We start from the raw sequence: 11,367 nt of genomic DNA, 5'->3' as shown, positions 1-11,367 counted from the left end.
GGTTGTCCTGCGCCTGTCCCTTCGTTATGATGAGTTACAATGGCTTAGAATGAGTTAGGATGAATTAAGAAGAATTAAGATGAGGTATGACGAGGAATGGAAAGACATGACAAAGCACGACGAGATCTGAATAAGAGTAGTGAGTGTGGGTTAGATGTGGTGTGATAAAGTTAAAATGTTAGAATGAGTTAGAATGAGTTAGAATGAGTCAGGATGGGTTAGTGTGAGGTAGGAAGAGTTAAGATGGGTTGAGTCAGAGTCAGTGTCAGAGTCAGTGCCAGAATCAGTGTGAAAGTGATGAGTGAGTGTGAGTAACAGTATGGTGGAAAGTTTTCATTTTGCTATTCGGTGTTCCGGCTTTGGATAGGACATGATCTTGTTTATACCTTGTCCACTTGTCGTGTACATTTGAGGATTTTGTTTATCAAAAGGTGGACACTTTTTCAAAAAGAACACACTTCACCTACCAACCTACATATAGATAAAAAATAAAAAAATTGATTTTTCCATCTATATATGGTGTTACAATCATTAGCGGAGGGACATGCTCTTTTGGAGAGTACTGTCCACTCTTTGAAAGACAAAAAGGATCGTTTTGTTTCCATAGAGTGGACATTTATATATACGTATAATGTATGGTTACGAGTTTGAGTTCGGGTTATGTGTATGTGTATGTGTATGTGTATGTGTAATACTAAAGCAGATAGCCTTCTGAACACTATAACCTTATACATGCTGGGCTTGGCAACTGCGATCTATCTACTAATACAATTAAAATCGAGGTAAATAACCCATGAACATAACAAAAGGTACGATTTCTGATAAGGTTGCTTCTACAGCCGGGCTCTGGGCTTCTCCACGCATACTTATTGTAACGGCTGTGGACGCGGAAAAAGACGCCATCCTTCGCGGCTTGGGTAATGATGCCGCTACACAGTTTGATGTTATCGCAGCGGGCGTCGGCCCCGCCTCGGCCGCTGCCGGAACTGCCGCTGCGCTAGCTTTTGCTTCAGCAGCGGCACGTGAGCTGGCGCACGGCATGGCCGCGCCAGAGGAACTTGATGCGGCGCACGGCACAGCCGCATCTTCAGGGCCGGGGCCCGTTGCCGGAACCTGCGCCAGATCATCAGCCTATGGGCTGGTGATCAGTGCCGGCATCGGCGGCGGGTTCCCCGGCCGGGCGGACGTCGGCTCCCTCGTGGTAGCGGACGCCATGGTTGCAGCCGATCTGGGCTCGCAGACGCCAGACGGCTTCCTCTCTGTGGACGAGCTCGGATTCGGCTCGTCCCGTGTGGCGGCGGACGCGGTGCTTGCCGCGCGCCTGCGCCATGAGCTGCAGCGGGCAGGGCTCGCTGTCAGCGGGGGCACTGCGGTCACCGTGTCCACGGCGACCGGAACCGCGCAGACGGCCGCGGAGCTGCTGCGCCGCGTGCCGGATGCTGCCGCCGAAGGCATGGAAGGCTTCGGCGTAGCAACAGCTGCGCAGCAGTTCGGCCTGCCGGTGCTCGAACTGCGCGGCATATCTAACGCGGTCGGTCCACGCGACCGCGACGCTTGGCGCATCAAGGATGCCTTGGATGCGCTCCAGGTAGCAAGTTCTATTTTACGGGAGGTTATCACATCATGAATATTGCTTTTTCCCCTTGTCCTAACGACACTTTTATCTTTCACGCATGGGTACACGGTCTGATTCCAGGTGCACCTGAGCTTGAAGTTCGCTATGCGGATATCGATATAACAAACGGCCTTGCTGCAAGTCCAATCGGACCAGACATTCCGGAAGTGATGAAAATCTCTTATGCAGCGCTACCTTATGTATTGGAAAATTATGCTTTGCTACCTGCTGGCGGCGCTCTGGGCAGAGGCTGTGGTCCTTTGGTTTTGACAGCTAATGGAACAACTGACCCGTCATACCTGTCTGGACGAAGTGTTGCCGTACCAAGCGAGCGCTCGACAGCCTATCTGTTATTCCGTCTATGGGCCGCGCAAAATATTCCCGGCGGTGTCGGTGAAATTGTTGTCATGCCTTTTGAACAAATTATGCCTGCCGTTCGTGATGGTCATATCGATGCCGGGCTGGTTATCCATGAAGCACGCTTTACGTACCAAAACTATAATTTGCAACTGATGACTGACCTCGGCAATTGGTGGGAAAATGACACAGGCCTGCCTATTCCACTCGGTGCTATTATTGCCCGCCGTGATCTGGATGCTCACGCTCTGGCTGGATGGGCGCGTGCCTCTGTCGAGTACGCTTGGGCTCATCCTGAAGAGTCGCAAGCATATGTCATGGAGCATGCACAAGAGATGGACCCCAACGTAGCCGCTCAACATATCGACCTGTACGTCAACGAGTTCAGTGCTAATTTGGGTGAAGACGGTTATGCTGCGATTACAGCGCTGCTTGGTCGTGCCATGCAAGAAAAATTGGTTCCCGAGTTCGACCTGAACTTGTTAAAGATCTAACCGTCACGTTACGGTGCTCGTGCTCTCTGTATTGGGAGATAAGAATTGTTGTTGAACTGATATTGCCAATTTAGATACTGGAAATTTTAAATGCTATAGTTTAGTAGTTTAAATTTCCCCAACGTGAATGTTGACTTTCCATATCTCATTGGTATCTCAAGTACCATGTAAAACAAGTGTTACCTCACCTGTACCTAACTTGTATCTAAACTTGTATTTGACTTCAAGCATACCCATCGTTGCTGGATAGCTACACCTATATCTTTTATGTGCCGTCTTTCTCTAACGATCCTGACAGACCTTATTTGACTCATTTTTGCAGTCTGCAAATTCTAACGATCACCAGAAACCTTATTTAGCCGAAAATGGCCCTTTTTCATCTCAATCTGCTCTATTTTGGCGAAATAGCGTTCCTACGGATCGTTAGAATTTTAACACGCCCAAATTGGTATAAATAGCGTCTGTGGGGATCGTTAGAATTTGCACCAGATGATATTGAAGTATCATTGAGTCTAATACGCAGTAAGAATTGAGTCTAAACAAGGTTTTCGCCTTGATATTGGGTACTAGCTCGTAAAACTTCCCTCTGATTGGGAGATATATATTTAAAAATCAAACTAACCACATACCACATATGAATAGGGCAACTCCTCTCGCCACCTTTGTGACGTATTGGAGTTGCCCTTTATTCATTGAGTTGGGTTATGGCCATGGGTTATAGGTTTGTGCTACGGCTTATGGCTTGTGTTACCGCTTATGGTTTGTGCTACGGCTTATGGCTTGTGCTACGGCTTATGGCTTGTGCTACGACTTATGGTTTGTGCTACGGCTTATGGCTTATGTTACGGCTTATGGTTTGTGCTTCGGCTTATGGCTTGTGCTACGGCTTATGGTTTGTGTTACCGCTTATGGCTTGTGTTACCGCTTATGGTTTGTGTCACGGCTTATGGTTTGTGTTACGGCTTATGGTTTGTGTTACCGCTCATGGTTTGTGCTACGGCTTATGGTTTGTGTTACCGCTCATGGCTTGTGTTACCGCTTATGGTTTGTGTCACGGCTTATGGTTTGTGTTACTGCTCATGGTTTGTGCTACGGCTTATGGTTTGTGTTACCGCTCATGGCTTGTGTTACCGCTTATGGTTTGTGCTACGGCTTATGGCTTGTGCTACGGCTTATGGCTTGTGCTACGGCTTATGGTTTGTGCTACGGCTTATGGTTTGTGCTACGGCTTATGATTGGTTGTTTGTTGGTTTAATGATTACCTGGTTTTTGGTTTCCTCGTATTCGTTTATCATTGTTGTGCCTCGTTGTTGTCGGTGTGGTTATTATTTTCCTCGTTAGCAATTTAGTATAGTTGTTTGCCTGATTAGTGTTGATTGTCCGGGTTCGGTTTTGGTTGGTTACCTGGTTGTTGTGCCTCGTTGTTTGTTACTGCTTGGTATAATGGCAGTTTATTTATTCATTTGTTTATTTGTTTCCGTCTCTGACATCACCGTGCGAATGATGGATCGCAGTGCATCCAGCATCACCGGAAGTGGCAAAGATGGCACAGAAGGTGCCTGAACCGCCATTTCCGTCGACGCTGGAAAATGAACAAAGCCTGCCCGCACAGGCAACTGTTGCAACCGAATGTAATCGAGTATCCGGTACATCGTGTTATTACATATATACGTTCCTGCTGTATTGGATACCGTTGCCGGTATACCTGCAGCCGTCATATCATTAACCATCGCCCGGATGGGCAAGGTGGAAAATAAACCATCGGGACTTCCGGCTGCAATCGGCTCATCCACAGGGCGCTGACCCTGATTGTCCGCATATGATCCGGGCGGAATGTCCTTCACATTAATGGCGATGCGCTCTGGCGTAATTGCCGTTCTACCTTTTGCTAACCCGCAGGCGATAACGATATCCGGTTGAAAAACCTGCATCTCTGCAATCAGCATGTCTGCACACTCATCAAAATTCACAGGTAGCAACACGGTTTTCAATACTGCTCCCTCAATCACCTCATGCGCTAATGCCTCCATTAACGCTCCTGTCGGGTTGACGGCATCCCCGCCAAATGGCTCATACCCTGATATCAGAAACTTCATCATTTGTTGTACTCCCTCCTGCTGGAACAATTCAATTGCCACAACCTGCTTCGCCTCATTGAGTCGTTATTTAGTAACCTCGCTCTTCCTTTATACAACTGCAAGGCTTGTACAATTCCAGCGCCCTTTTTAACCAACCCTTTGTTTAGCTCTGCGGATTCAACAACAGATGCCATCACATTTAACTGACTGGACTACATCTCTGCAAAAAACACTCGCCATATGCGTGGAAACTCTCATTAAAATTAGATTACAAAAACAAATCGGATTTGAGATAACAAAGAAAGCGAACATCACCAATCATCGTCTCTAAAGCTGTAGCATTTTTTCACCCGCCCCGACCTTTCCAGCGTTCCATCCAGCTACCGTGCATTATAGTCACTATAAATAAGTGCTTCCCATCATTATCTAGCGACCTTACTCCGATCTGTAGCGCAATCCCCACTGCCGACGAACTGTATCCATCAGCTTCATGATCTCCAGAGATTCGTCCAGTTTCATGGTATGACTCTCTGTGCGGCCTTGTAGAATGCACCGTCCCGCCTCTTCTGCTTCAAACGCATACCCGAGACACGTCCGATCGTCCACAAACTTCTCTGGCTCGTCCTGTCCGTTCACATGTAAATAGGCTTCTTTGCCTGCGAGGAAAAAAGGCAGACGAATTCGGCCTTCCGTACCATAAATAACGGCCTCATTGTTCAGATTCAAACGAATGGCACCGCTCAGTGACGCCGAACGCCCCTCGGAATAAGACAACAATATCGAAAATTGCTCGTCCACACCGGTTTCCCCAATATGGGCCGTGCTCCATACATGCTGAGGTTGTTCACCGAAGATCATGGACGCGAAAGAGATCGGATATACCCCGGCATCCAGCAACGCACCACCGCCCAGATCCGGGTTAAGCAGCCGTCCTTCCGGCTCCCAGCCGATGCGGAATCCAAAGTCTGCCTGCACCATCCGTACTTCACCAATACGACCTTCCTCTATCCATGCCCGTGCCTGCGCAATTGGCGGCAGGAAGCGCGTCCACATGCCCTCCATGAGGAAAAGCTTCCGTTCTCGCGCCGTTTCCACGAGCGGCTCCAGCTGGCGTGAGTTCATCGTAAACGGTTTCTCACAAAGTACCGCTTTGCCCGCTTCGAGACAGGCCATCACATTCTCCTTATGTACCGGATGCGGCGTTGCCACATAGATGATATCCACCTCGGGGTCCCGCAGCAATTCATCATACGAGGCGTAAGCGCGTTCAAAACCATATTCGGCTGCAAACTTCTCTGCACTGCCCGCGGTTCGTGAACCGACCGCTGCTTTAACTGCATTCCCGGCATGAGCCAAATCCTTGGCAAACTGGGATGCAATCCATCCCGTGCCCATAATGCCCCATCGTACCTTATCCTGTCCCGCTGTCTGTGTCATACGTATATCCTCCCTACTGCCAATTTGCGTGTTACTAGGTTCATGATTCAGACCAGCCAACATGGTATCTCTCTTATTTTACCAAAAAGAAACGTTTTCGTCAGAAAAGCCTGCTTCCCTTTATCACATTTCAATTTAGCAACAGATTTGCTAAGATAACTTGGAGACATACAGTGAGCACATGTACCCTATTGAAGAACACAATGACCCCAATGAAAGGAAGGTACGCCATGATCTCCGAGCCAAAACAAGGCCATAACCGCATACCTTCAGATCTCAAACGGACTGTACGCCCTAGCAGCGATTTCAATCATATAAATACACGTGCAACGGCTCGCAATGAACTTCACCAGTTCCTGGATCATGCCCTGGTTGAACTTCGGCGGGCAGAACATATTAACACGCACCGCCAATTTCAATGGCATGCAGATGAACTCCCGCATCATACCTTCATCTACATACATCGATTCACGGGTACACAGATCGTGGACGGCGAGCCATCCCGTGTCGTTCGCAAAGCGGCCTGTCTGTATCCACCCGGAACCCGTCTGGAACTTGTATCTGATGCCGATCACGATGCTGAGTTGTATATTCTTGAATTCGACCTGTTTCGAGTGACGGAGAGAACCGAAGCGAAGCGCATCTATGAACGTGAACTTCATTCACCTGTTGCCGGATGGATTCAAGGGCCATTTTACGGCATTCAACGGATCGCTGCACAACTGACCGAACTTGCACATCCCGACAGCGAAACAGCATCCCGTGGAATCAAGGCACAATTGCTATTGACGGAGCTACTCTATCTACTCTGGCCTGAAAAACATGCAAGCCCTACGGAAGAACCGGAGCAGGACGATCCCGAGTCCTGGTTAAAATCAACATTGCAATATATACAGCAGCATTATATGCATGAGATTAAACTGGATACCTTAGCCGAGCTGGCTGGCATGCACCCGTCCTATTACTCTCAACTGTTCAAAAGCCGGATGCACAAAAATCCGATCGAATATATTACGCATCTGCGTATGAACCGGGCGAAGGAAATGTTACTGACCTCCGACCTGCGTATTCGCGATGTCGCCCGTGAGGTCGGTTACCGTGACGAGTTTTATTTCAGCAGACGGTTTCGTAACTATGCCGGCTATGCACCAACGGCTTATGCCAAGCAAGTTCATCGTAACATTGTGTCACTTTCTTATCCCTATACCGATCACCTCATGACACTTGGCATCACTCCTTGCGCAGCACAGATCCAAGGCCATCTGCCACATCTGCCCCGGTCGCTTACCATGCCTTTTCATGCCTATGAACCGTGGGAACAAGGGCGGCAGGCATTTCTTGATGTGAATCCCGACCTGATTCTGACCAAAGATAACGCTACGGCTAAAGCGATGGAACATATCGGTGATGTTGCCCCCATCATAACCATTCCGTGGAACCAGACCGACATGTTCGGCCATTTGGAACAGATCGCTTCGATTGTAGACCGGACTCAGGCGGCCAAAGAATGGCTGGAAAAGCATGAGCGCAAAGCAGAGCGTGCGCGCAAGAAGATCAAAGAACGGGCTGGCGGCCTCACTGTAGCTGTAGGCACGTTGACTGCCAAAGGGCCGCGGATGTACAGCCACCGCAACTTCGGTCATGTGTTCTACCGTACGCTTCAACTCCATGCACCACAGCGTATTCAAGCCGAACTGAAAGGCAAGGCTCCCGGAACAGGTTTCAACTGGATGCCCTTTACACCCGGAGAATGGGACGGTCTGGAGGCCGATGTTCTTGTGCTTGCGACAGACAATCTGCATAATCAAGCAGCATTGTTGCAAAAATTAAAGCATGATCCGCTATGGAACAGCCATCCCGCCGTTCGTAGCGGCCGTGTGCATCTTGTAGATTGGAACACTTGGGTTGTGTACGCTCCATATTCCATTAACATCCAGCTTGAGGAAGCGCTCTCGATGTTGACGAACAAGCCCGTACTTTTGTAATCTAAAAAATGTCCATTTCCCAAATCTTAATTTATGCCATGTACGGGCCTGGATTAAGATTTTATAATATTCACTAATTGATAATGATAATCAATAACAATGAATGTTGTTATTTGTTATAAAGGAGTGACCCGTATCCAACATCCGGGACTGCCTCATCGCCCGTCCAAGATTCAACGATCCGCAGTCACCGTTGGTCTGATGTTTCTGTCTGCCACCGCGTTCCTGCTGATCAGCATGTTTGTTGCTATCTCATTAGGAGCCAAAGGCTTGACACTGGAAACCGTGTGGACAGCTATTTTCCAGTACAACCCGGCTCTGACACCCCATCAGATCATTCATGAATTGAGACTGCCACGTGTGCTTGCTGCCGCTGTGATTGGAGCGGCCTTTGCTGTAGCCGGAGCCTTGATGCAAGGCATCACCCGGAACCCGCTGGCGGACACCGGCATCCTCGGCATTAACGCTGGAGCAACGTTTGTCGTGGCATTAAGCTTTGCGTTCTGGCCGGGATTATCTTACGGATGGATTATGCTTCTGTCGTTTATAGGAGCCGTGCTCGGCACATTACTCATCTTCCTGCTTGGCATGGCTGCTCCCGGAGGACTTAGTTCAATCAGACTCACAGTTGCAGGCGCAGTCATTGCTGCGATGCTCGGTTCTCTGAGCACGGGAGTAGCCATTTATTTTGACTTGAGCCAGGATCTGGCCTTCTGGTATGCGGGAGGTTTTGGAGGAATAGAATGGCGCCATCTGAAACTGATTCTTCCGGTGTTGCTGCTCACACTACTATTAACCATGCCGCTCGCACGTCGTATATCGCTGATGTCCCTCGGGGAAGAAGTCGCCATTAATCTCGGGATGAACCTGCGCTGGACTCGCTTTCTTGCTCTTGCTGCTGTCGTTGTGCTCGCAGGGGTGTCCGTCTCCGCTGTTGGTTCAATAGGATTTGTAGGACTGGTCATTCCTCATATCTCCCGTAAACTGGTGGGCGTAGATTATCGGTTGATCATCCCGATGTCTTCGCTGCTCGGAGCGATTCTGCTTGTGCTCGCTGATCTCGGGGCACGCATCGTGAATCCGCCTCAGGAACTGGCGGTAGGTATTATGGTCGCTTTTGTCGGCGTACCGTTCTTCCTCTATCTGGCCCGCAAAGAAAGGAGGGCTTTGTAGTGATGAAACGGGGAATGAAATCCGTCGTCAGATTTCCATTAGAGAAGTTGAATCAGACCTCTCGGGGCAAAAGAGCCGTAATCGTCGGCATTATACTGCTCTGTCTCGCAGCTTTGGTAGTTCTCATCAGTTTGAACACGGGTACCGTTCGCGTATCCCCTCTCGCCGCCCTGCAGACCTTGATGGGACAGGGAAGCGAACAGGATCAGATCATCCTGTTTGACTACCGATTGCCCCGCATTCTGGTCACCGTGCTTGCCGGGGCTGGATTAGGAATTGCAGGTGCTGCGCTACAAGGCATAACGCGCAATGCACTTGCCGACCCGGGAATTCTGGGTTTACATGCCGGGGCCGCTTTTGGGTTAATTGTTTTTGTCAGCCTTTCATTCAGCATGGATACCTCAGTAGCACTTTTGATCCCACTCTTTGCGTTTGCCGGCAGTGTAGCTGCTGCACTGATTATTATGCTACTGTCCTATGACCGAAACAGCGGTGTATCACCAATTAAACTCATTCTCGTCGGTATTGCTGTTGCTGCTGGATTTCATGCGCTTACGCTCTATCTGTCGCTACGTCTCGACGAGGACACGTATTCCTTCGCTGCACGCTGGCTCGCAGGCAGTGTATGGGGTCGTGACTGGATTCATGTACAGTCTTTGTTGCCTTGGACCGTGATCTGCATCGCCTATATCTGGAGCCGCTCCAAAACGTTGGACGCCTTCCATCTAGGCGATGCCGCCGCGACCAGCATCGGCACGCCTGTGCGCTCGCGACGCATCCTGCTTCTGCTCTGTGCCGTTGCCTTATCTGCGGTCAGTGTATCTGTCGCTGGAGGTATTGGCTTCATTGGACTCGCCGCCCCGCATTTGGCCCGCAGACTGGTGGGGCCACTGCACCGGCACTTGATTCCCGCCGCAGGACTGATCGGCATGGTGATTCTGGTGACGGCCGATACGGTCGGCCGGACGATATTTGCACCAAATGCTATTCCAGCGGGTGTTGTTGTAGCCGCGATTGGCGCGCCCTATTTTTTATACCTGCTTGTACGAACGAAATAAAGCTATCCAAAATATGAATTTCATCCATGAGATGTTTAAGGAGAACGCGAATTTATGTTAAAGAAAAATCTTATGCTTTTGCTAACCATCAGTTTGGTGCTGGTTCTTGCAGCCTGCGGGACAGCCAAAACGTCCACATCGGGCGCAAACGATTCAAACACCACTTCAAACCCAAGCACCTCGGCAGACAATACAAATAACAATGCAGTTTCGGGTGAGCCGCGTATCGCTTCCATGTCCATCCACCTGACCAATGATTTGCTTTCCCTCGGGATCACGCCTGTCGGTTCTGTCATCGGCGGTGAAGCGAAAGGTTTCCTGTCCCATGTGGCTGATCGCCTGAAAGATACGACACCACTTGGCCCCGTCAAAGATCCGGATATGGAAGCACTGCTCGCGCTTAAGCCGGATGTCATCTATCTCGATGAGGAGTTTTCCGGTGACGATGTAGCCAAATTCGAAAAAATCGCACCTGTACATGTGTTCAATCTGGACGACGGCACATGGCGGGATCACCTGAAAGAGATTGGCAAGCTGGTAAATCGCGAGAAGGAAGCGGAGCAATATATTCAGGACTACGAAACGGAAACGAAGGAAGTTAAGTCACTGATTCATGATCAGATCGGTGACGGCACCGTGATGGCGATTCGTGTGACCGCCAAGGAATTACGTGTATTCAGCACACGCCGTCCTATGGGCCCTATTTTGTACGATGATCTCGGACTGACTCCAGCCAAAGGCATCAAAGAAATGGACACTTCCAAACCGTATCAGGTTGTATCCCGTGAGGTGCTGCCGGACTATGATGCCGATGCGATCTTTGTCGTGGTTAACTCGGACGATGAAGCCCAAACGATGTTCAAGGAGCTACAAAACAATCCGATCTGGCAAGGGCTGAAAGCGGTCAAAGCAGGTCACGTATACCCAATCGGGGCACAGCCTTGGCTTGATTATTCTTCCATCGGGAACAAGATGGCTATGGATGAAGCAAAAGAAATGTTTTCCAAAAAATAAATCCAGCTTCGCCTATTTATAAAAACAACAAAAAACCTCGCTTCGGTAACGGAAGTGCGTTTGCGAGAGCACAGAGCAGATGAATCATGCTCCAGGCTTAATGAATGCAGGGATCAGACTTCGTAATCGTCTTACTCCCCGTCACTCGCACGCTTC

General features: G+C 49.4%; 8 protein-coding genes. 6 read left to right on the top strand and 2 right to left on the bottom strand.

The window, feature by feature from the left end:
- Positions 1-793: 793 nt before the first annotated feature.
- Both Q9R46_RS00980 and Q9R46_RS00975 read left to right on the top strand, forming a co-directional pair.
- Positions 794-1,627 (top strand): futalosine hydrolase, encoded by an 834-nt coding sequence (locus Q9R46_RS00980; RefSeq protein ID WP_311278612.1) that lies wholly within the window; start codon positions 794-796, stop codon positions 1,625-1,627.
- Positions 1,624-2,466 carry a 1,4-dihydroxy-6-naphtoate synthase gene (locus Q9R46_RS00975; RefSeq protein ID WP_311278611.1) on the top strand — a complete coding sequence of 281 codons (843 nt, stop codon included), beginning with the start codon at positions 1,624-1,626 and terminating at the stop codon, positions 2,464-2,466. The genes Q9R46_RS00980 and Q9R46_RS00975 overlap by 4 nt, the downstream gene beginning before the upstream one ends.
- Before the next feature lie 1,451 nt (positions 2,467-3,917).
- Here Q9R46_RS00975 and Q9R46_RS00970 read toward each other — a convergent pair.
- Both Q9R46_RS00970 and Q9R46_RS00965 read right to left on the bottom strand, forming a co-directional pair.
- On the bottom strand, positions 3,918-4,562 hold the full coding sequence (locus Q9R46_RS00970; RefSeq protein ID WP_311280916.1) for a pyroglutamyl-peptidase I: 645 nt from the start codon (positions 4,560-4,562) through the stop codon (positions 3,918-3,920).
- A gap of 417 nt (positions 4,563-4,979) precedes the next feature.
- Complete coding sequence (locus Q9R46_RS00965) at positions 4,980-5,981, bottom strand: Gfo/Idh/MocA family protein (RefSeq protein ID WP_311278610.1); 1,002 nt, start codon at positions 5,979-5,981, stop codon at positions 4,980-4,982.
- A 230-nt stretch (positions 5,982-6,211) separates the two neighbouring features.
- On the opposite strand from Q9R46_RS00965, the gene Q9R46_RS00960 reads away from it, so the two are divergent.
- The 4 genes from Q9R46_RS00960 (at position 6,212) to Q9R46_RS00945 (ending at position 11,211) form a co-directional block, all read left to right on the top strand.
- Positions 6,212-7,966, top strand: coding sequence for a helix-turn-helix domain-containing protein (locus Q9R46_RS00960; protein ID WP_311278609.1), 1,755 nt, complete (start codon positions 6,212-6,214; stop codon positions 7,964-7,966).
- A 201-nt stretch (positions 7,967-8,167) separates the two neighbouring features.
- Positions 8,168-9,139 (top strand): FecCD family ABC transporter permease, encoded by a 972-nt coding sequence (locus Q9R46_RS00955; protein ID WP_145333485.1) that lies wholly within the window; start codon positions 8,168-8,170, stop codon positions 9,137-9,139.
- Positions 9,140-9,153: 14 nt separating this feature from the next.
- Positions 9,154-10,197: a FecCD family ABC transporter permease gene (locus tag Q9R46_RS00950; RefSeq protein WP_311280915.1), complete on the top strand. Its 1,044-nt coding sequence runs from the start codon at positions 9,154-9,156 to the stop codon at positions 10,195-10,197.
- A 54-nt stretch (positions 10,198-10,251) separates the two neighbouring features.
- The gene (locus tag Q9R46_RS00945) at positions 10,252-11,211 is read left to right on the top strand and encodes an iron-hydroxamate ABC transporter substrate-binding protein (RefSeq protein ID WP_311278608.1); all 960 of its coding nucleotides are present in this window, start codon (positions 10,252-10,254) and stop codon (positions 11,209-11,211) included.
- The last annotated feature ends 156 nt before the right edge of the window (positions 11,212-11,367 follow it).

The organism is Paenibacillus sp. RRE4 (assembly GCF_031844205.1).
Taxonomy (GTDB): domain Bacteria; phylum Bacillota; class Bacilli; order Paenibacillales; family Paenibacillaceae; genus Paenibacillus; species Paenibacillus xylanexedens_B.
This window is presented reverse-complemented; position numbering and strand designations above follow the sequence as displayed.

Excerpts from the sequence above, each read along its gene's own strand:
- Q9R46_RS00950 (WP_311280915.1), top strand. The coding sequence starts at position 9,154 with ATGAAATCCGTCGTCAGATTTCCATTAGAGAAGTTGAATCAGACCTCT.
- Q9R46_RS00980 (WP_311278612.1), top strand. The coding sequence starts at position 794 with ATGAACATAACAAAAGGTACGATTTCTGATAAGGTTGCTTCTACAGCC.
- Q9R46_RS00960 (WP_311278609.1), top strand. The coding sequence starts at position 6,212 with ATGATCTCCGAGCCAAAACAAGGCCATAACCGCATACCTTCAGATCTC.
- Q9R46_RS00975 (WP_311278611.1), top strand. The coding sequence starts at position 1,624 with ATGAATATTGCTTTTTCCCCTTGTCCTAACGACACTTTTATCTTTCAC.
- Q9R46_RS00945 (WP_311278608.1), top strand. The coding sequence starts at position 10,252 with ATGTTAAAGAAAAATCTTATGCTTTTGCTAACCATCAGTTTGGTGCTG.
- Q9R46_RS00970 (WP_311280916.1), bottom strand. The coding sequence starts at position 4,562 with ATGAAGTTTCTGATATCAGGGTATGAGCCATTTGGCGGGGATGCCGTC.
- Q9R46_RS00965 (WP_311278610.1), bottom strand. The coding sequence starts at position 5,981 with ATGACACAGACAGCGGGACAGGATAAGGTACGATGGGGCATTATGGGC.
- Q9R46_RS00955 (WP_145333485.1), top strand. The coding sequence starts at position 8,168 with ATGTTTCTGTCTGCCACCGCGTTCCTGCTGATCAGCATGTTTGTTGCT.